This is a genomic window from Stutzerimonas sp. FeSN7 (assembly GCF_030263795.1).
Classification (GTDB): Bacteria; Pseudomonadota; Gammaproteobacteria; order Pseudomonadales; family Pseudomonadaceae; genus Stutzerimonas; species Stutzerimonas stutzeri.
Map to the genome: position 1 here is coordinate 3,490,021 of NZ_JARPMN010000001.1, position 19,024 is coordinate 3,509,044.

At 64.9% G+C, this 19,024-nt stretch carries 19 protein-coding genes, 1 pseudogene and 1 riboswitch; of the genes and pseudogenes, 10 read left to right on the forward strand and 10 right to left on the reverse strand.

Going from position 1 to position 19,024, the window contains the following annotated elements; all coding sequences use genetic code 11:
• Positions 1-92: 92 nt before the first annotated feature.
• A complete protein-coding gene (locus P5703_RS16600) occupies positions 93-545 on the forward strand; it encodes a PAS domain-containing protein (protein ID WP_279641723.1) in 453 nt (150 codons plus the stop codon).
• Positions 546-556: 11 nt separating this feature from the next.
• Positions 557-2,128 carry an ATP-binding protein gene (locus tag P5703_RS16605; protein ID WP_285590207.1) on the forward strand — a complete coding sequence of 524 codons (1,572 nt, stop codon included), beginning with the start codon at positions 557-559 and terminating at the stop codon, positions 2,126-2,128.
• Between the two features lie 10 nt (positions 2,129-2,138).
• On the opposite strand, the gene P5703_RS16610 is transcribed toward P5703_RS16605, so the two are convergent.
• Positions 2,139-3,821, reverse strand: coding sequence for a fatty acid--CoA ligase (locus P5703_RS16610; RefSeq protein WP_049338688.1), 1,683 nt, complete (start codon positions 3,819-3,821; stop codon positions 2,139-2,141).
• Positions 3,822-3,927: 106 nt separating this feature from the next.
• Complete coding sequence (locus tag P5703_RS16615; RefSeq protein ID WP_013981990.1) at positions 3,928-4,557, reverse strand: LysE family translocator; 630 nt, start codon at positions 4,555-4,557, stop codon at positions 3,928-3,930.
• A gap of 71 nt (positions 4,558-4,628) precedes the next feature.
• Between P5703_RS16615 and P5703_RS16620 the strand changes: the two genes are divergently transcribed.
• From P5703_RS16620 to P5703_RS16635, 4 genes are all read left to right on the forward strand, one after another.
• A complete protein-coding gene (locus P5703_RS16620; protein ID WP_017244384.1) occupies positions 4,629-5,588 on the forward strand; it encodes a 2-hydroxyacid dehydrogenase in 960 nt (319 codons plus the stop codon).
• 71 nt (positions 5,589-5,659) lie between these two features.
• Positions 5,660-6,658 carry a methyltransferase gene (locus tag P5703_RS16625; protein WP_049325661.1) on the forward strand — a complete coding sequence of 333 codons (999 nt, stop codon included), beginning with the start codon at positions 5,660-5,662 and terminating at the stop codon, positions 6,656-6,658.
• 54 nt (positions 6,659-6,712) lie between these two features.
• Positions 6,713-6,829, forward strand: a riboswitch (yybP-ykoY riboswitch).
• 90 nt (positions 6,830-6,919) lie between these two features.
• Complete coding sequence (locus P5703_RS16630) at positions 6,920-7,507, forward strand: TMEM165/GDT1 family protein (RefSeq protein ID WP_011912298.1); 588 nt, start codon at positions 6,920-6,922, stop codon at positions 7,505-7,507.
• Positions 7,508-7,591: 84 nt separating this feature from the next.
• The gene (locus P5703_RS16635; RefSeq protein WP_013981987.1) at positions 7,592-8,035 is read left to right on the forward strand and encodes an ester cyclase; all 444 of its coding nucleotides are present in this window, start codon (positions 7,592-7,594) and stop codon (positions 8,033-8,035) included.
• Positions 8,036-8,055: 20 nt separating this feature from the next.
• Here P5703_RS16635 and P5703_RS16640 read toward each other — a convergent pair whose 3' ends face one another.
• A complete protein-coding gene (locus tag P5703_RS16640) occupies positions 8,056-8,874 on the reverse strand; it encodes a M48 family metallopeptidase (protein WP_197861450.1) in 819 nt (272 codons plus the stop codon).
• Between the two features lie 129 nt (positions 8,875-9,003).
• Between P5703_RS16640 and P5703_RS16645 the strand changes: the two are divergent.
• Positions 9,004-11,122: pseudogene (locus P5703_RS16645) on the forward strand (methyl-accepting chemotaxis protein).
• Between the two features lie 24 nt (positions 11,123-11,146).
• On the opposite strand, the gene P5703_RS16650 reads toward P5703_RS16645, so the two are convergent.
• Genes P5703_RS16650 through P5703_RS16660 form a run of 3 tightly spaced genes read right to left on the reverse strand, consistent with a single transcriptional unit; the run spans position 11,147 to position 12,218 of the window.
• Positions 11,147-11,764 carry an SOS response-associated peptidase gene (locus P5703_RS16650; RefSeq protein WP_020306446.1) on the reverse strand — a complete coding sequence of 206 codons (618 nt, stop codon included), beginning with the start codon at positions 11,762-11,764 and terminating at the stop codon, positions 11,147-11,149.
• Positions 11,765-11,775: 11 nt separating this feature from the next.
• Positions 11,776-12,036: a putative signal transducing protein gene (locus P5703_RS16655; RefSeq protein ID WP_011912294.1), complete on the reverse strand. Its 261-nt coding sequence runs from the start codon at positions 12,034-12,036 to the stop codon at positions 11,776-11,778.
• The gene (locus tag P5703_RS16660) at positions 12,036-12,218 is read right to left on the reverse strand and encodes a CPXCG motif-containing cysteine-rich protein (RefSeq protein WP_013981983.1); all 183 of its coding nucleotides are present in this window, start codon (positions 12,216-12,218) and stop codon (positions 12,036-12,038) included. Before P5703_RS16660 ends, P5703_RS16655 begins: the two co-directional genes overlap by 1 nt.
• A 236-nt stretch (positions 12,219-12,454) precedes the next feature.
• Here P5703_RS16660 and P5703_RS16665 point away from each other — a divergent pair, with 236 nt between their 5' ends.
• Complete coding sequence (locus P5703_RS16665; RefSeq protein ID WP_014595985.1) at positions 12,455-13,621, forward strand: 1-acyl-sn-glycerol-3-phosphate acyltransferase; 1,167 nt, start codon at positions 12,455-12,457, stop codon at positions 13,619-13,621.
• 9 nt (positions 13,622-13,630) lie between these two features.
• Here P5703_RS16665 and P5703_RS16670 read toward each other — a convergent pair whose 3' ends face one another.
• A complete protein-coding gene (locus tag P5703_RS16670; RefSeq protein ID WP_079328463.1) occupies positions 13,631-13,903 on the reverse strand; it encodes a hypothetical protein in 273 nt (90 codons plus the stop codon).
• Between the two features lie 353 nt (positions 13,904-14,256).
• Between P5703_RS16670 and P5703_RS16675 the strand changes: the two genes are divergently transcribed.
• The gene (locus P5703_RS16675) at positions 14,257-15,606 is read left to right on the forward strand and encodes a DUF1329 domain-containing protein (protein ID WP_017244389.1); all 1,350 of its coding nucleotides are present in this window, start codon (positions 14,257-14,259) and stop codon (positions 15,604-15,606) included.
• 129 nt (positions 15,607-15,735) lie between these two features.
• Here P5703_RS16675 and P5703_RS16680 read toward each other — a convergent pair whose 3' ends face one another.
• Positions 15,736-16,320 (reverse strand): YajG family lipoprotein, encoded by a 585-nt coding sequence (locus P5703_RS16680; RefSeq protein ID WP_011912289.1) that lies wholly within the window; start codon positions 16,318-16,320, stop codon positions 15,736-15,738.
• A 174-nt stretch (positions 16,321-16,494) separates the two neighbouring features.
• Between P5703_RS16680 and P5703_RS16685 the strand changes: the two genes are divergently transcribed.
• Positions 16,495-16,686 carry a hypothetical protein gene (locus tag P5703_RS16685; protein ID WP_045631897.1) on the forward strand — a complete coding sequence of 64 codons (192 nt, stop codon included), beginning with the start codon at positions 16,495-16,497 and terminating at the stop codon, positions 16,684-16,686.
• A gap of 74 nt (positions 16,687-16,760) precedes the next feature.
• Here the strand turns inward: P5703_RS16685 and mqo are convergent, their stop codons facing one another.
• Positions 16,761-18,272: a malate dehydrogenase (quinone) gene (gene mqo, locus P5703_RS16690; RefSeq protein WP_080505043.1), complete on the reverse strand. Its 1,512-nt coding sequence runs from the start codon at positions 18,270-18,272 to the stop codon at positions 16,761-16,763.
• A 331-nt stretch (positions 18,273-18,603) separates the two neighbouring features.
• The gene (locus tag P5703_RS16695) at positions 18,604-18,891 is read right to left on the reverse strand and encodes a PA4642 family protein (RefSeq protein WP_011912286.1); all 288 of its coding nucleotides are present in this window, start codon (positions 18,889-18,891) and stop codon (positions 18,604-18,606) included.
• Between the last annotated feature and the right edge of the window lie 133 nt (positions 18,892-19,024).

Below are 19,024 nucleotides of genomic sequence, written 5' to 3' on the forward strand. Positions count from 1 at the left end.
CCGCCTACGACGGCCGGGCAATTTTCCGGCCCCGATGGAGTCATTGAAAAGGCATGCGCATTAGGCGCACCCAACCGAGGGAACTGATCGTTATGCATGACCTGCAGGCAATCATCGACGGCCTGCCCGGCATTTATCTGATCGTGGCGGCGGATGCCGAATACACCATGGTTGCCAGCAGTGACGAGCGCTTGCGCGTCACCATGACTCGCCGGGAAGACGTGATCGGCAAGCCGCTGTTCGAGGTATTCAGCGACCATGAGCCGGAGAAGCCGAGCTCCGGCGCAGCGACGCTGCGCCGCTCCCTGGAGGACGTCATCGCCACCGGCCAGACCCAGCGCCTGAGCCAGGTGCGTTATGCCATCCGGCGCCCCGAAGCCAGTGGCGGCGGGTTCGAGGAGCGCCTCTGGAACGTGATCAACGCGCCGGTGAAGGACGACCGCGGGCGGGTGCGTTATGTCATCCATCGGGTCGAGGACGTTACCGCCCATTTGCTGCCCAGGAGCTTGCCCGTGCGCAGCTGCAGGAAAGTGACGAACGCCTGAATGCCGCGCTGCTGGTCTCGGGCACGGGGACCTTCTATTGGCAGCTCGCGAGCCAGCGGATCGACATGGACGCCGCCATGTTGCGCCTGGTGGGCATGGAGGGCTTCGGCGAGATCCACCTGAGCGACCTGCTCGAGCGCATGCACCACGACGACCGCGAACGCCTGGTGCTGCTGGGCGAACGCTGCGCCAGGAGTGGTGACGATTTCGAAATGCACTTCCGCGTGCTGCTGGGCCAGGGCGAGCGCTGGCTGTTCGGGCGGGCGATGAACGTGCGTGACCAGGCCGGGCGGCCATCCTACCTGGTCGGCGCGTGCATCGATGTCACCGAGCACAAGCGCACCGAACTGGCCCTGCAGCGCCTGAACGACACGCTGGAAAGCCGAGTCGATGAGGCCATTGCAGCCCGCGCAGCCGCCGAATCGGCACTGCACCAGGCACAGAAGATGGAAGCGGTCGGTCAGCTCACCAGTGGCCTCGCCCATGACTTCAACAACCTGCTGGGCGGCATCGTCGGCTCGCTGGGCCTGCTCGAACGTCGCCTCGATCAGGGCCGCCACGATGACCTGCGACGCCATCTCGCCAATGCGCAGAGCTCGGCAGACCGGGCGGCTGCCCTGACCCATCGGCTGCTGGCCTTCTCCCGGCGCCAGCCGTTGCAGATGCGGCCGACCGACGGCAACGCGCTGGTCAGCAGCATGCGGGACCTGCTGCAACGCACCATCGGCCCGCTGGTGGCGTTCGAGCTGATGCTCGCCGACGACCTCTGGCTGACCCGTTGCGATGCCAATCAGCTGGAGAACGTGCTGCTGAACCTGGCGCTCAACGCCCGTGACGCCATGCCCAACGGCGGCCGCTTGCGCATCAGCACCGCCAACCGGGAGTTGGACGACGCAGCAGCGGCCCGTTTTGGCATGTCCGCCGGCAGCTATGTGCTGTTGTGCGTCGAAGACAACGGCAGTGGTATCGCACCGGAAAAGCTGCCCTATGTGTTCGACCCCTTTTTCACCACCAAGCCGCTGGGCGCCGGAACCGGTCTGGGCCTGTCGATGGTCTACGGGTTCGCCCGGCAGTCGGGCGGCAGCGTGCAGATCGACAGCACGCCCGACCTGGGCACCTCGGTCTGCCTGTATCTGCCACGCTACCGAGGCGCCCTGCTGGAACAGCCGGAGCAGGCAGCACCGCGCCAGCGGCCGAATGCCCCAGCCGGCCGTCGCGTGCTGGTGGTGGACGACGAGGACAACATCCGCACGCTGGTATGCGAGGTGCTGGAAGAAATGGGCCACCGTACGTTGCAGGCGGCCAATGGCGTCACCGCCCTCGACCTGCTGGCGAAGACCGACCCGATAGATCTGCTGATCACCGATATCGGCCTGCCCGGCGGCATGAACGGGCATCAGTTCGCCGAGCGGGCCCGCCTGCAGCTGCCGGACCTGAAGGTGCTGATGATCACCGGCTATGCGGAGGAAGCGCTGATCGCCGCACGACCCTCGACGCAAGCCGAGGATCTGCTCGGCAAGCCCTTCACACTGGACGTCCTGCAAGAACGGGTGCAGACCCTGCTGGAGTCCGCCCCCGCGTAACCGAACGCCTTCAGCGCGAAGCCTGCTGCGCAACGCCCTCCGTCTGCCAGCGGGCAAGCTCACTGCGGATGCGCTTCTTGTCCAGCTTGCCGACACTGGTCTTGGGAATCTCGGTGACCACGGCGATCTGCTGGGGAATCGCCCACTTGTTGATATGGCCTTCGGCAACTGCCGGCTCAAGGAAGTTACGCAGCTGTTCGGCATTCAACTCTTGGCCTTCGCCCAGCACCACCAGTGCGAAGGGCCGCTCACCCCAGCGCTCGTCCGGCACCCCGACCACGGCCACGTCACGCACCGCCTCGTGGCGGCTGATCAGTCCCTCCAACGTCAGTGACGACAACCACTCCCCGCCAGTCTTGATCACGTCCTTGATGCGGTCGCGGATCTCGATATTGGCCATCTCGTCGATCACCGCGACGTCACCGGTATGCAGCCAGCCGCCAGCCCAGAGCTCCTCGCTCTTCTCCGGCTCGTTGTAGTAGCCCTGGGTCAGCCAGGGCGCCCGCAGTACCAACTCGCCCTGAGAGGTCCCATCCGCCGGCAGGAAACTGCCATCGGCGGCCTGGATCGCCGCGTCCACCAGCACCACCGGCACGCCCGCCTTGAGGTGGAAGGTGCTGCGCGTGTCCTCGTCGGCCTCCAGCAGTTCGTCGTTGATGTGCGCCCCGGAGATCAGCGGGCAGGTCTCGGACATGCCGTAGGCGGCGATCAGATTTATACCGGACGCCTTTGCCTGGTCGTAGAGGCCGCGGGTCAGCGCGCTGCCGCCGATGGTGATCTTCCAGCCCTTGAAGTCGGTGCCCTGGGCGGCCTTGGCGTTGAGCAGCATCTGCACGATGGTCGGCACGCAATGGGAGAAGGTCACCTGCTCGCGGCGCCAGAGATCGATCAGGTACTCGGGGTCGTAGCGGCCCGGATAAACCTGTTTGAGGCCGAGCATGGTGGCAACATAGGGCAGCCCCCAGGCATGCACGTGGAACATCGGTGTGATCGGCATGTACACGTCGTCCGAGCCCATCAGCCGCGGATTTTCCCGACAGCCGACGGTCACCGCCGCGGCCAGGGTGTGCAGCACCAGCTGGCGATGGGTGAAGTACACGCCTTTGGGGTTGCCGGTGGTGCCCGTGGTGTAGAAGGTCGTGGCGACCGAATCCTCGTCGAAGTCCGGGAAGTCGTAGCTCGGCGCGGCGGCGGCCAGCAGGCTTTCGTATTCGCCGACGCAGTCCGGCAAGCCGGCATCACGCGCCTCGCCATCGGTGAGCAGTAGCGTTTTCTGCACGGTGGTCAGCTGCCCGGCGATTGCCTGGTACAGCGGTACGAACTCGCTGTTGACCAGCACGAAGCGGTCGTCGGCGTGGTTCATGGTGTAGAGGATCTGATCCGGCGACAGCCGCACGTTGATGGTGTGCACCACCGCGCCGATCATCGGGATGGCGAACATGCATTCGAGGTAGCGATGGCTGTCCCAGTCCATCACCGCCACCGTATCGCCCGGCTTGACCCCGGCCGCGGTCAGCACGTTGGCCAGCCGCGCGACCCGTTCGTTGAGGGTGCGGTAGTCGTAACGCAGCTGGTCGCGGTAGACGATTTCCCGGCTGCGCTCGTAGCGCACGCCGGACAGCAGCAGGCGCTTGATCAGCAGGGGATACTGGTAGGCGTTCGCCGCGGGCTTGATGACACGGGTCTGCAGCATGGAGGGCATCCTGTTCTTGTTGGACTTGTACGCTGCACTCTAGAGCGTCGCCCCCCGGGCAAAATCAGTCCAAAGGATTATTTTCCCCGCACCTCGTTTCAGCGTGTTAGCCGATCTCGCTCAGGGCCAGGCGAGCGCCGAGGCCGATCAGCACCGCCCCCGTCAGCCGATCGAACCAGTGCCCCATGCGCGCAAAGCCAGCACGCACGCGGCCTCGGCTGAACAGCCAGGCCACCAGCAGAAACCACAGCGCGGTCGCACCGGCGAGGTAGAGACCGTAGCCGGCCTGCACCAGCAGCGGTGTATCGGGGCTGATCACGACGGTGAATAGCGAGAGGAAGAACAGCGTGGCCTTGGGGTTCAGCCCATTGGTGACGAAGCCGATCACGAACGCCCGCCACGCGCTTCGCGCGACCGGCGCGTTCGTCCCGTCGATCGCCTCCAGGCTCATCGGCCGAGCCCGCAGCGCTCGCCAGCCGAGGTACACCAGATAAGCGGCCGCCAGCCACTTGAAGAGGTTGAACAGCACAATCGACTGCGAGACGATCAGGCCGATGCCGAGCAGGGAGTAGGCGACATGGACGAATATTCCGCAGCCGACTCCCAGCGCCGTCCAGCTACCCGCACGCCGGCCCTGCGCCACGCTTTCGCGCACCACCACCGCGAAATCCGGGCCGGGGCTCGCCACCGCGAGCAGATGCACCAGCGCCACGGTCATAAATTCCATCCAGTACACAATCCGCTCTCCACGCCTAAGCCCAGGTTGGCATTGTCGACCAGCCCTGGCGACTTCGAAAGGTACAGTTGATGCCCAATCGCGCCGTTTTCCTCGACCTCTCCCCGCTCGACCAGGGCGACCTCGACCTCGCCCCGCTGCGCAGCGCCTTCGACGAGCTGGTCTGCCACGACCTGAGCACGCCGGAACAGATCGTCGAGCGCCTGCGCGGCGCGCAGGTTGCCGTCGTCAACAAGGTGGCCCTGGATGCGCAAACCCTCGCCGCCTGCCCGGAACTCAAGCTGATCCTCGTCTCGGCCACCGGCGTCAACAACATCGACCTGCAGGCCGCCCGTGAACGCGGCATCGCCGTCAGCAATTGCCAGGCCTACGGCACCCCAACCGTCGCCCAGCACACCCTGATGCTGCTGCTGGCCCTGGCCACGCGGCTGCCCGACTACCAGGCTGCCGTCGCCCGCGGACGCTGGCAGGAAAGCGGACAGTTCTGCCTGCTCGACTTCCCGATCGTCGAGCTGGACGGCAAGACCCTCGGCCTGCTCGGGCATGGCGAGCTGGGCAGTGCCGTGGCGAAGCTGGCCGAAGCCCTGGGCATGCGGGTGCTGGTCGGCAACCTGCCGGGACGGCCGAAGCGCCCGGATCGCCTCGACCTGGACGAGCTGCTGCCACAGGTCGATGCACTGACCCTGCATTGCCCCCTGACCGAACAGACGCGCAATCTCATCGGTGCCCGCGAGCTGCAGCTGATGAAGCCGACCGCCTTCCTGATCAACGCCGCCCGAGGCGGGCTGGTGGACGAACAGGCACTGGCCGATGCCCTGCGCCGAGGCCACCTGGGCGGTGCTGCCACCGATGTGCTGACCAGCGAGCCGCCACGCGATGACAACCCGCTCCTCGCCCCGGACCTGCCGCGTCTGATCGTCACCCCGCACAGCGCCTGGGGCAGCCGCGAGGCTCGCCAGCGCATCGTCGCTCAGCTGGCCGAGAACGCCACGGCGTTCTTCGCCGGCAGCCCACTCCGCCAGGTCATCTGAGCCGGGCAACTGCGGCTTGCGAGAGAGGCCGCCGAGCCCCTAAGCTCCCGGCCTTTTTCAGGGAGACGCCAATGGACCCGCGAAGCGAAGTGCTGCTGCGTCAAGCCGAGCTGTTCGGCGGCCGGGTATTGCTCGCCGGCCTGCCGGCCGACGACCTGCTGGGAGAGCTGACAGGCGCCACCGCCTGGAGCTGGCACGCCGGCGAACAGCAGCAGCTGGACAAGCGCTTCGGCGGGCGCTGCTCCTTCGGCGTTGCCCCGCCGCAGGGGGTGTTCGACACGGCGGTGCTGTTCTTGCCGAAGTCCCGCGAGCTGACGGACTATCTGTTGCAGACCCTGGCGGCACGTTTGCCCGGCCGACCGCTATACCTGGTGGGCGAGAAGCGAGGCGGCATCGAGCGCGCCGCCAAGCAGCTGGGAAGCTTCGGCCGTGCGCGCAAACTCGACAGCGCCCGCCACTGCCAGCTCTGGCAGGTCGAGATCGAGCAGGTGCCCGCCGCGCCGGATCTCGATGCCCTGGCCAGCCATTTCACCCTGCAGCTGGCTGACGGGCCGCTCGAGGTGGTCAGCCTGCCGGGTGTGTTCAGCCATGGTCGGCTGGATCTGGGCAGCGCCCTGCTGCTCGAGCACCTCGATAACCTGCCCGGTGGCCGACTGCTGGATTTCGGCTGCGGTGCCGGCATTCTCGGTGCCACGCTGAAACGCCGTTATCCGCAAAGCGAGCTGGTGCTGCTGGACGTCGACGCCTTCGCCGTCGAGAGCAGTCGCCGGACGCTCGCCGCCAACGGGCTCGAAGCTGAAGTCATTGCCGGCGATGGTATCGACGCTGCGCCTCGGCAACTGGCGGCCATCATCAGCAACCCACCCTTCCACCAGGGCGTGCACACCAGCTACCAGGCCAGCGAAACGCTGATCGAGCGCGCCGCCGAGCATCTGCAGGCGAGTGGCGAGATGCGTATCGTGGCCAATGCCTTTCTGCGTTACCCGCCGCTGATCGAGCGCCATCTCGGCGCCTGCCAGACGCTGGCCGAACGCGACGGATTCCGCATCTACCGCGCCGTGCGAGGCTGAGGCCGGCGACGAGCGGTTGCATCCACCGGCCGGGTGCGGCAAACTCGCCGCCGTCCTTGGGGGAGTAGTCTCCGACGAGCGCCCTGCTCGTCCGGCATGCGTCAACACACTTGGTCCGCAGACCATGGCGCATGCGACCGGCCAGCCTAGCAATAGCGCATGGCCCGGTTTGACAAGACCCATGACATGTACACCTGACCCGGGCGGGCAGGCTGCGCATGTCATGGTGAATCTGTCGACCCGCCCTGTAAGGAATGCCGCTTGGAATCGTTCTTCGTTCCCACCCTCATCGTTGCCCTCGCCGAAATCGGCGACAAGACCCAATTGCTCGCGCTTCTGCTGGCGGCCCGCTATCGCCGCCCCTGGCCGATCATCTGGGGCATCGTCGTGGCGACACTGGCCAACCATGCCGCGGCCGGTGCCGTGGGCAGCTGGGTATCAAGCCTGTTCTCGCCGGTCGTGCTGAGCTGGATTCTCGCCGCGAGCTTCGCCGCCGTGGCGCTGTGGACGCTGGTGCCCGACAAGCTCGACGATGACGATGCCAGGCTCGGTCGCCCCTATGGCCCCTTCGTCGCCACCACAATCGCCTTTTTCATCGCCGAGATGGGCGACAAGACCCAGGTCGCCACAGTGATGCTGGCTGCGCAATACCCCGAGTTCGTGTTGGTCATTCTCGGCACCACGGTCGGCATGCTGCTGGCCAACGTTCCTGTGGTGCTGGTGAGCCATTTCGCGGCCGATCGCCTGCCGCTGACGCTGATTCGCCGGGTCGCGGCCGGCGGTTTCGCCGCTCTCGCCGTCTACGCCGGTTATCAGGCTGTGACCATGAGCACGATTGTCTCAGGCTGATACCCAGCGCAAATCTGCGCGCCGACGGAGCTGATAGAGTGCGCTACCGCAGCGCACCACCAGCGCCCCGAGGAGACCGGCTGCATGTCAGCGGATGGACGCAAGAAACGAGTCTGCAACCATATCGATCTGAGCTGGAACAAGGGCCGCCTGGCCCTTTCCGAACAGATGCAGAGCAAGTATTTCGCCTACAAGGGCTCATTCATCAGCCAGCCGCTGAACAGCGCAGGCTTCGCCGAACTCGTGCGCAACGTGCGTGCGGCCATGCCGGACCTGGAAGTGGTGGTGGATGAGTGTATCTGCGAGGGCCACAAGGTGGTCACCTCGAGCACGGTGATGGGTACGCTGGCCACGCCCCTGTTTGGCTATTCGGTCACCGACAAGATCCTCGCCATCGCCGCCATGAGCGTCTGGACGCTCAATCCTGCCGGCGACATCGAGGAGGTCAACACCCTCATCGATCTCGAGGGTGTGCACCAGCAGCTGGGTATCGAAACGCCTCTCTCGACCCTACTGTCGCCGACCTGAGCGGTCGGCGACCATCTTCGTTAACGGCCGCCGCGAGCCTGCTCGTAGAGCGGCATCACCTTCGGAATGTTGGCACGCAGCGCCGCCGTGCGAGTCGCCGAGGACGGGTGGGTGCTCATGAACTCAGGCGGAGCCGAACCACCGGCCGAGGCCATCTTTTCCCACAGCGTGATCGCCGCGTTCGGGTTGTAACCGGCACGGGCGGCGAGCTCCAGGCCGATCAGGTCGGCTTCGTTCTCGTTGCCACGGCTGTTGGGCAGCGTCATCAGGTACTCGACGCCCATGTTCGCCAGCTGCAGTCCGCCAGTGCCGACACCCATCGCCGAGCCCAGTTGGGTGGCCATCTGCACGCCGTAGGCCTTGGACATGGCCTCGCGCCCGTGCTCACGCAGCGCGTGGGCGATCTCGTGGCCCATCACCGCGGCGATCTCGTCGTCGGTGAGCTTCAGCTTCTCGATCAACCCGGTATAGAAGATGATCTTGCCGCCCGGGCCGCAGTTGGCATTCAGCTCGGGGCTGTCGATGACATTCACTTCCCAGGCCCACTGTGCGGCATCCGGGCGGAACACGCCGACCTTGGCGATCAGCCGCTCGGCGATGCCATTGACGCGCTTGGCAATCGCCGTGTTCTTTTCCAGCACGCCCTTGCTTGCGGCAGCGCTGAGCGTTTCCTGATAGGACTGGGCATACATCAGGTTGACCTGATCGGTCGACAGCATGCTGAACATGTACTGCTTGCGGTCGACCCCCACGGCCCCACCGCTGGTGGTGTTGACGGCCTGACAGCCGGCCAGCGCGGTGGCGGCGATCAGCATGGATAACGTGCGCGGCTTGAACATCGAGTCTCTCCGGAAAACCTGCGCCGTATCCTAGATCGGGCCTATCGGGCAGGCAACCGGCCGCCCCGCTGCAGTTGTCGCAAATCCTGCCGATAAGGTGGCTATCCGCTGCGCAACTGGAGTAACGCCATGTTCCGATCCATCCAGACCGCCTTCGCCGCACTGGCCGGCGCCTGCACCCTGACCGTCATCGCGGCGCTGTTGCTCTATGCACTGGCGTCGGGCGTGCGCAGCCAGGCGCTGGTCGAGGAGCGGACTCGCGCGCTGATCGACGGCATGGTGGAGCAGCGCGTCACCGCCCTGGCTCAGGCACAGGTCAACCGCATCCAGGCACAGCTGCAAGCGCCCCTGCAGATCGCCACCAGCCTGGCCAGGGTGCATACGCTCACCGCACTGACCGGTGATGACGGCATGCCGATGGCCAACCTCAGGCGCGAGGAGCTGATCAATCTCGCGCGCCAGACGTTGATCGAGAACCCCAATCTCACCAGCACCTATATCGCCTGGGAACCGAACGGCGTGGATGCGAACGACCTGATGTATCGCGGCGACGAGCCGGGCATGCTCGACGGTCGCTTCGCCAGCTGGATCTACCGCGATGGCAGCGGCCAAATGAAGATCGACCGCCTCTCCGACATCGAAGACACCAGGCTGCTCGACACCGGGATACGCGCCGGCGAGTACTACCTGTGCCCGCGCGAACAGCTCAAGCCATGCGTCGGCGACCCGGCACCGTATGACATGAACGGCCAGACCTACCTTCTTTCCTCGTTCAATGCCCCCATTCTGGTCGATGGCAAGTTTCACGGCATCGTTGGCGCGGACATCAGTGTCGACTTCACCCAGCAATTGCTGAGCAACGCCAACGCGCAGCTCTATGGCGGCGTCGGCGAGATCGCGCTGATTTCCAACAACGGCCGCCTGGCTGCCTACAGCACTGACAAGAGCCTGATTGGCAAGCCTGCAGCACAGATTCTCGATGCCGAGGAGCAGGTGCTGGTCCAGCGCTTGCCAGCCGGACAGAGCCATTACCAGATCGACCAGGCAGGTGGGCACGTCGCATTGTTCCTGCCGTTCTCCTTCGAAGGTACCGACGCGCGCTGGGTCCTGATGCTGCAGCTGCCGATCGCCGAGGTGATGAAGGATCTGGATCAGCTGATGGCGGCACTCGGCGCGGAAAGCCGCAGCAGCCTGACCACCATGTTGATCATCGGCGTGCTCATCGCCGTTGCCGGTCTGCTGGCCATCTGGCTGATCAGCCGGCGCATCACCCGTCCGCTGCGCGACATGGTGGTGATGCTGGACAACATCGGCCAGGGCGAAGGTGACCTGACCCAGCGCCTGCATATCGACAGTCGCAACGAGCTGGGCCAGATCGCCACCGGTTTCAACACGTTCCTGACACGCCTGCAGGGCATGATCAGCGAGGTGGTCGGCTCGGTGCAGAAGGTCAGCGATGCGTCCGAGCACACCGCCGACATCGCCATCCGTACCGACAAGGGCGTGCAGACGCAGCTGGCCGAGATAGAACTGGTCGCCACCGCTGTGCACGAGATGACCGCCACGGCGCAGGACGTGGCGCGCAATGCGACCCAGGCCGCGGAGGCTGCCAGCCATGCCGATCGCGCGGCCAATCAGGGCCGGCATATCGTGCAGGATACCGGCGCCACCATCACCGAACTGGCCGGCGAAATCGGCCGTGCCGTGGACGTTGTGCAGACCCTGGCCCGCGACAGCGAGAACATCGATGCCATCCTGGTGACCATTCGCAGCATTGCCGAGCAGACCAACCTGCTGGCCCTGAACGCGGCGATCGAGGCTGCCCGTGCCGGTGAGCAGGGCCGCGGCTTCGCCGTGGTGGCCGACGAGGTCCGCAATCTGGCGCAGAAGACGCAGCAGGCCACCGGTGAGATCCAGCAGATGATCCAGCAGCTGCAGAACGGCACGCGGGACGTAGTACAGGTGATGGAGCAGAGCCAGAGCCGCACGCAGCGCAGCGTCGAGCAGGCCGATGCGGCAGCCGAGGCGCTGCAGGCAATCACCCAGGCGGTTTCGCTGATCAACGACATGAACAACCAGATCGCCAGCGCCGCCGAGGAACAGAGCGCGGTGGCCGAAGACATCAACCGCAATGTCACCAACATCGGTCAGGTCGCCCAGGACGTCGCTGGCGGCGCCGAGGAAGCCAGCCAGGCGAGCGCCGGCCTGACAGCAGCAGCGCCGGCTGATCAATCAGTTCAAGGTCTGACGCAGACGCTCCGAAGGCCCCGCCTCAAGCCGGGGTGAGGCATTCGGGGGAATCGAGGCGCGGATCGTTGACCAACGTCGCCAGTGGCCGTTCGCGCAGTGCCGGGCTCGGCTGCAGCAGCAACTGCTGCAGCGTTTCGAGCGGCGTGGCGGGGTCGAGCCAGGCCGCCTGTCCGGCCTCGTCGAGGATCAATGGCCGGCGTAGCGTCGCCGCCGGCTGGGTCACGACGGCTGCGCTGAGATAGGTGTGCCCCTGCACCGGATAGGCTTCCCAGAGCGCCGCGAAATAGGCAAGCGAGCCATCGCAAGTCATCCAGTACGGGCGCTTGCGGGCCGAGCCGCGCCACTCGTAGAAGCCGTTGGCCGGCAACAGCCCGCGACGCAGGCGAAAGGCTTCGCGGAACATGGGCTGCTCGGCCAGGGTTTCGGCCCGGGCCTGGGCCGGCGTGCGGGTCAGGTCAGTCAGCCAGGCAGGCGTCAGCCCCCAGCGCACCCGGTCCAGCTGCAAGCCGCTGTCGGCCTGGCGCAGCAGCAGCACCGAAGCGCCCGGCGCGAGACTCCAGTGCGGTCTTTGATCGGAAGGAAAACCGGGCAAGGCGGCGAAATCCTGGCTCCAGCGGAAAAGGGCGTAGCGGCCGCACATAAGGGAACTCGTCAGCAGATCAGTTCGCCGGGATAGCTCTCCGGTTCATCGCCCGGCACCGGCTCGGCGCCATTGTACGCAGCGATCAGCTGGCGCGCGCGTTCGGCATCCTCGTCCGGCACCATCAGACCGAGCAGCCCCGCTGCGGGCAATTCACCCATGGCGCCGATCAGGTGGCTACCGGCAAGGAATGCCTCGATGCCCTCGGCCACCAGCATGCCGCTGAGCATTTCCGCTTCCAGCAGGTCGCGCGGCTCGTAGATGCGACGCATCATTCGTCCTCCCTGAAGACCTGTAGTTGCCAGTCGACACCATCGGTACGCAGGTCGAACTGCACCGGGCGGCAGCACACCGCGCAGTCCTCGATGTACTGCTGATCACCGGCACTGAGATCGAGCGTGGTCTCTACCGCCTCGCCGCAATACGGGCACTGATAGACCTGTGTCTCGAGCATCAATCCTCCACGTGACTTGTCGCTATAATCGCCGTCTTCAAAGGTCGTCGACTCGCACCTTTGAGAAGACCGACCCGGTGCGCCTCGCAGTGACACCGCTGGGTCGCAGGCATCGGCAGACGATCAGGCAAAACGGCATCCGAACTCCATGAGTATGAGCCAGCCGGCTCCGGTCCGTTCCGCAAATCGCCCTGCCCTGTGCTGCAGGCCCGTTCCTCGTTTCCTTTACAGAGAGCATGATGGACGAATTCGAAGCCATCCGACCCTACGCCGACGCCGAAGTACCGACTGTCATGGCGCGCCTGTTCGCCGACCGGGAGTTTCTCGACATTCTGGCGCACTTCCGCTTCCCGCGCCTGGCCGACAGCATGGGCTGGCTGATCAAGCCGGTAATCTCGCGCCGCCTGCGCAAGCAGTTCGCCAGCATCCATACAGTGGATGCCCTGCAGCACAAGATCGAAGCCTATATCGACCGGACCATCGAGCGCGCAACCGACGGCGTGACCTTCTCCGGACTGGAGCACCTGCAGCAGGGCCGCGCCTACCTGTTCCTGGCCAATCACCGCGACATCGTGATGGACCCGGCCTTCGTCAACTACGCGGTCTACCAGGCCGGCATCCGCACACCGCGCATCGCCATCGGCGACAACCTGCTGCAACGCCCCTTCGTCAGCGACCTGATGCGCCTGAACAAGAGCTTCATCGTGCGCCGTTCCATCACTGGCCGCCGGGAGAAGCTGGCCGCCTATCAGGTACTCTCGGCGTACATCAATCACTCGATACGCAACGACGGCGAGTCGGTCTGGATCGCCCAGGCCGAGGGCCGCGCCAAGGATGGTGACGACCGTACCGATTCGGCCATCCTCAAGATGCTGCACATGAGCCGCAAGGACGAAGCCTTCGCCGAGGCGCTGGAGGCGCTGCGTCCGGTGCCGGTATCGATCAGCTACGAGTACGACCCCTGCGATCAGGCCAAGGCCCGGGAGCTCTACATCCGCGCCACGACCGGAACCTACAGCAAGGCTCCGGGCGAGGATGACGCCAGCATCGCATTGGGTATCACCGGCTATAAAGGCCGCGTACACATTGCCTTCGGCTCGCCGATGGAAAGCGTGCCGGACGACGCCAAGCAGATGGCCATAGCGGTGGATCGGCAGATTCTCGGCAGCTACCGGCTGTTTCCGGTGCACTACCTGGCCTACCGGCTATGGGATGAGCAGGACCCGGAAATCAAGGTGCCCAGTGCCGCCGAACTGTTCAGCCGCGAGGAAATCGAGCGGGCCGAGGCCGAATGGAGCAAACGTCTGGCTGCCTGCCCGAGCGTGCAGCAGCCGTACCTGATCCAGCAGTATGCGACCCCGGTGCGCAACCAGTACCGCCTGCTGGCTGGGTTGGAGCCCTGAACAGTCCGCTCAGAGCATCCGCGAGGCCATGGACAGGCCGAGGGCAAGCGCCAGCCCGCCTGCACCGAAACGGTAGAAGGCCAGGTTGACCCGCGCGGTTGCAGCCGCGCGGGTCAGCAGCACCGACGAACCGACCGCGGCCTGACCGCGCGAACCGGCCCGTGCGGCCCGCCACTGGGTCGCCGCCAGCAGCCATCCGCCGCATAGCGCGCATATCAGTGCCAGTACATTGAGAAGCAACGCCGGAGCCAGGATCAGCTCGGTCTGCGCATGAAACAGCATCGGGATTCCTCGATTACATGTCGACCAGCCGACGCCGGACAGCCGCCCAGTTTACCTGTGCAGCCCTTCCTTCCCCGGCAAAACCGACGAAATGGCGCGCGCCGGCACCATCATCACCCCGGGTTATGACGCCATCTTCACCGGTCGGCCTTGACTTATGACCGGCCCCACCTTCACCCTCGGCATACCTCGAAACGGCGAAATAGAGCGTGTGCGGGGGTCGACAGCGACATCCACGGCATCACCCGGAGCCGCTGCCGGCACACATCGCTACGCCGATCACTTGGCGCCGCTTCGGCTGCGCCACGGGGAATCAGTATTCAGAACCACAGGACGAAATAATGAAAACAACAATGTTCACAACCGGAGCGTTAACCCTTTCGCTGCTGGCCAGCAGCGCCATGGCCGCGGTATCCCAGTCCGAGGCGGCACGCCTGGGCAGCGAACTGACCCCGGTCGGCGCCGAGAAGGCTGGTAATGCGGCAGGCACCATTCCCGCCTGGACCGGCGGTCTGGCGCAGGATGCCGCTCCGGTTTCGCCCGATGGCTTCGTCGGCGATCCCTATGCCGGCGACAAGCCGAAGTTCACCATCACCGCGCAGAACTACGAACAGTACAAGGCCAACCTCACGCCCGGCCAGATCGCCATGTTCAAGCGTTACCCGGACAGCTACCGGCTGCCGGTGTACGAGACCCGTCGCAGCGCCGCCATGCCGCAGCACGTCTACGACGCGGCGGCCCGCAACGCCACGCAGACCCAGCTGGTTCGCGGCGGCAACGGCCTGGAGAACTTCGAGAAGGCCATCGCCTTCCCGATTCCCAAGGACGGTCTGGAAGTCATCTGGAACCACATCACCCGCTACCGTGGCGGCTCGGCGCGTCGCGTCGTCGCCCAGGCCACGCCGCAGGTGAACGGCAACTTCAGCCTGGTGAAGTTCGTCGACGAGGTGGTCTACACCGACACCCTCACCGACTACAAGCCGGAGAAGCATGGCAACGTGCTGTTTTATTTCAAGCAGCAGGTCACCGAACCCTCCCGCCTGGCCGGCAACGTGCTGCTGGTGCACGAAACCCTGGACCAGGTGAAGGAACCGCGCATGGCGTGGATCTACAACGCCGGCCAACGCCGCGTGCGCCGCGCCCCGCAGGTCGCCTATGACGGCCCGGGCACCGCAGCGGACGGCCTGCGTACCTCCGACAACCTGGACATGTTCAACGGCGCGCCGGACCGCTACGACTGGAAGCTGATCGGCAAGAAGGAGCTGTACATCCCTTACAACGCCTATCGCCTGGATTCGCCGCAGCTCAAGTACAGCGACATCATCAAGCCCGGCCACATCAACCAGGATCTGACCCGCTACGAGCTGCACCGCGTGTGGGAAGTGGAAGCTACCCTGAAGACGGGTGAGCGCCATATCTATGCCAAGCGCCACTTCTTCATCGACGAGGACACCTGGCAGGCTGCAGTGGTCGATCATTACGACGGTCGCAATCAGCTCTGGCGCGTGGCCGAAGCCCACGGCCTGCACTTCTACAATGTGCAGGTTCCGCTGTATTCCATGGAGACCCTCTACGACCTCATTTCCGGCCGCTATCTGGTCATGGGCATGAAGAACGAAGAGAAGAACCCCTACACCTACAACTACAAGGCCAACTCCAACCAGTACACCCCGGCAGCCCTGCGCAACTCCGGCGTGCGCTGACAGCCTGCTCGCCACCGACGCCCCGCCTCGTGCGGGGCGTCGTCGTTATGGCAGGGGCAAAAAGAAACCCCGCCACGGACAGCCGTGGCGGGGTTCGGGTGCAGCACGTACGTGGTATCGCGGGCCGACTTACTGGGCCAGCAGGCGGCCGATATTGTCGTCGCGGAATACCCGGGTCAGCGCATCGCTCAGCACATCGCTGACCAGCTTGGTGTTGGTCTGCTCGTTTGGCGCCATGCCGAAGCGCTGGTTCAACGATGCACCATAGCGGCCGTTGTAGCGCTTGCCGGCATTCTGCACCTCGATCTTGAGCGTTGCGCCGATATTCGCCTCGGTGACGTACAGCCCCTCTTTCGGCGACTGATACTTCAGCTCGGCCAAGGTCAGCGTCAGCTGCGGCGCGTTATAGGCGTTCGGCGATGGCGTGAAACCGAGCAGTCGCACGGCGGCTTCGGTCTGGGCCTGCAGCTTGGGGATGACCTTGGCACTCGGCACGATCACCGCGCTGGTTTCCGGATACAGGCCGCCACGGGTGCCGAGGGTCGGCGATGGGCGCGCATCGACCACCCGTACGACCACGGGCTGCCCCTGGCCAACGGGATTGATGGTGCCGTTGAGTTTGGGGTTCGGGTCGAGCTGCTGCGGGCTGTGGGCACAACCGACCAGACTCATTCCAAGAACGGTGACAAGACCGAACAACAGGCGTTGCAGCATGCTGTTTTCTCCAGGGTTAGGGGCGATGAATGCGGCGCAGTATACCCACCGGCACGACGCGCCGACAGTGATGCGATTCAGACCGGCGGCGCCACTGCCGCGTTCCTTTTCACGCAGTTGTCACAGGGCTTTGCGATAACGACGAGACGCCAATCACCATGAGTGCAGACCATCATGCGACAGCTGATTTCCCTGTTGCGCCGCCGCCCCGCTCGCCACCTCGCGCTGCTGGATGAACATGGCCGGTGCCGCATGCTGCTCAGCAGTGCCTGCAAGCCCGCGGGCGCCGCCTGGATCGAGGTGGAGGAAGTTCGCCTGAGCTGGATTGGCCAGCCGCTTCCCGCCGAGAGCCTGCGCGCGGCGTGATGGGCAGGTAGAACCGGAGGCACAAAAAAGCCCCGTACGTTCGGTACGGGGCTTTTTCGCTTCAGCGCAGCTGATCAGTAGGTCAGGCCGAGGCGCTTGTCCGCCATCTGGCTGATCTCACGATAGGCTGCCGCATCGTTCTGCAGCGTGGCTTCGCGCGCCGGGAACATTTCCTGCAGCTTGCTCGACCAGGCCTGCGAGCGGTACTGCTCGGGGAAGCAGCGCTCGAGCAGATCGAGCATGATGGAGACAGTCACCGAAGCACCCGGCGATGCGCCGAGCAGTGCGGCGATGGTGCCATCCTTCGCTGCGACCAGTTCGGTGCCGAACTGCAGGATGCCACCCTTCTTAGGATCCTTCTTGATGATCTGCACGCGCTGACCGGCAATCTCCAGGCGCCAGTCTTCGGCCTTGGCCTCCGGATAGAAGCCGCGCAGCGTTGCCAGGCGATCCTCCATGGACTGCATCACTTCCTTGATCAGGTAGCGGGTCAGGTCCATGTTGTCGCGAGCGACGGCCATCATCGGGCCAATGTTGCTCGGGCGAATCGACAGCGGCAGGTCCATGAACGAACCGCGCTTGAGGAACTTGGTGGTGAAACCGGCGTAGGGGCCGAACAGCAGAGACTTCTTGCCATCGACGACGCGAGTATCGAGGTGTGGCACCGACATCGGCGGCGCGCCCACCGCGGCCAGGCTGTAGACCTTGGCCTGGTGCTGCTTGACGATTTCCTGGTTGTCGCAGCGCAGCCACTGACCACTGACCGGGAAACCACCGAAGCCCTTGCCCTCCTCGATGCCGGACATCTGCAGCAGCGGCAGCGCGGCACCGCCAGCGCCAAGGAACACGAATCCGGCTTGCACCTGACGCGAGCCACCGGTGCGGGTGTTCTTGATGTCGACCTTCCAGCCGCTGGCGGTACGGTCGAGACCGGTGACCTTCTGGTTGTAGGAAACCTTGACCCCGCCACTGCGCGCCAGGTAACCGAGCAGCTGGCTGGTCACCGCACCGAAGTTGACGTCGGTGCCGTTCATGGCGCGCGTCGCGGCGATCGGCTCGCTCGGATCACGGCCCGGCATCATCAGCGGCATCCACTCGGCGAGGGTCGCGCGATCCTCGCTGTACTCCATGTCGGCGAAGGCGTGATGCGTCTTCAGCGCGTCGAAGCGGCGCTTGAGATAGTCGATGTTCTTGCTGCCGCGCACGAAGCTCAGGTGCGGAACAGGATTGATGAAATCGCGCGGGGAGCCGAAGCCTTCGCGGTCGGCCAGGTAGGCCCAGAACTGCTTCGAGACTTCGAACTGGGTGTTGATCAGCACGGCCTTCTTGATGTCGATCGTGCCGTCTTTGCTGTCAGGGGTGTAGTTCAGCTCGCAAAGGCCCGCGTGGCCGGTACCGGCGTTGTTCCACGGGTTGGAGCTTTCGATGGCTCCGGATTCCTGCAGCTCGACGATTTCCAGCTTGATATTGGGATCGAGTTCCTTGAGCAGTACCGCCAGGGTCGCACTCATGATGCCGGCTCCCACCAGCACCATATCCACTGCTTCGCTATCGTGTTGCGTCATCAACGCGTTCTCCAGAATCACAGCATTAAACTGTCGTGACCGCAGTACGCGGCCCCGTAAAACCCACCAGCCAGACGGTCAGGAACGGAGCATGTGCCTGGACCGCTGCTCGGGAACATGTGCCCGAGAACAGGCAACCACAGGCTGCCTGCCAGCTTCGGAAGGTCGGCTTTTGGCCTCCTCCCTCTCGCTGCGATCCCTCCGGAGCGGGCCTGGCCCGGTGCTCGACGGTGGACGCTGCGAGGAAAACGATTGCGAATCATGTTGCCGAGTTCGATCACAGCGCGCGGCTCGCAGTACGCGCGCTGCCGATTGAATCCGATGCGTTCGATACGAAATGGCGACCCGCAGTTCAGCCGCGCCGGGCCTCGATCAGCTCGATATAGGGCGCGGCCTGGCGCTGATCGGCGATCAGATCGACAAAGCTCTGCCCTTTGCTGTTCCTGGCGTCGAGATCGTAGCCGGCAGCCACGAAGAAGCCGAGAAAGCGCTCGAAGTCATCGATGCGAAGGCCGCGGTAGGCCTTGATCAGCTTGTGCAACGAAGGTGGGGTGTCGTCAGCCGGTTCAGGCTGCAGAAACAGCTTGATCGACTCATCCCCGATCTCGTCGCCAATCACCTGCTTCTTGTCTTTACGCATGCCGCCTCCGGTCCACGGGGTCTCACGGGGGCGGCAGTTTACTCCTCGCAGGCGGCTCACTCAACGCGCCAGGACCGCTTGCGACCAAGGTCGTACATCGCCTGGCCGCGATCACAGGCGATTGTTCGGCACA

Bases quoted from the DNA above. Each gene is read 5' to 3' on its own strand.
- P5703_RS16625 (WP_049325661.1), top strand. From the start codon at position 5,660: ATGGACCCGCGAAGCGAAGTGCTGCTGCGTCAAGCCGAGCTGTTCGGC.
- P5703_RS16665 (WP_014595985.1), top strand. From the start codon at position 12,455: ATGATGGACGAATTCGAAGCCATCCGACCCTACGCCGACGCCGAAGTA.
- P5703_RS16660 (WP_013981983.1), bottom strand. From the start codon at position 12,218: ATGCTCGAGACACAGGTCTATCAGTGCCCGTATTGCGGCGAGGCGGTA.
- P5703_RS16610 (WP_049338688.1), bottom strand. From the start codon at position 3,821: ATGCTGCAGACCCGTGTCATCAAGCCCGCGGCGAACGCCTACCAGTAT.
- P5703_RS16655 (WP_011912294.1), bottom strand. From the start codon at position 12,036: ATGCGTCGCATCTACGAGCCGCGCGACCTGCTGGAAGCGGAAATGCTC.
- P5703_RS16675 (WP_017244389.1), top strand. From the start codon at position 14,257: ATGTTCACAACCGGAGCGTTAACCCTTTCGCTGCTGGCCAGCAGCGCC.
- P5703_RS16650 (WP_020306446.1), bottom strand. From the start codon at position 11,764: ATGTGCGGCCGCTACGCCCTTTTCCGCTGGAGCCAGGATTTCGCCGCC.
- P5703_RS16640 (WP_197861450.1), bottom strand. From the start codon at position 8,874: ATGTTCAAGCCGCGCACGTTATCCATGCTGATCGCCGCCACCGCGCTG.
- P5703_RS16670 (WP_079328463.1), bottom strand. From the start codon at position 13,903: ATGCTGTTTCATGCGCAGACCGAGCTGATCCTGGCTCCGGCGTTGCTT.
- P5703_RS16600 (WP_279641723.1), top strand. From the start codon at position 93: ATGCATGACCTGCAGGCAATCATCGACGGCCTGCCCGGCATTTATCTG.
- P5703_RS16680 (WP_011912289.1), bottom strand. From the start codon at position 16,320: ATGCTGCAACGCCTGTTGTTCGGTCTTGTCACCGTTCTTGGAATGAGT.
- P5703_RS16695 (WP_011912286.1), bottom strand. From the start codon at position 18,891: ATGCGTAAAGACAAGAAGCAGGTGATTGGCGACGAGATCGGGGATGAG.
- P5703_RS16685 (WP_045631897.1), top strand. From the start codon at position 16,495: ATGCGACAGCTGATTTCCCTGTTGCGCCGCCGCCCCGCTCGCCACCTC.
- P5703_RS16620 (WP_017244384.1), top strand. From the start codon at position 4,629: ATGCCCAATCGCGCCGTTTTCCTCGACCTCTCCCCGCTCGACCAGGGC.
- P5703_RS16635 (WP_013981987.1), top strand. From the start codon at position 7,592: ATGTCAGCGGATGGACGCAAGAAACGAGTCTGCAACCATATCGATCTG.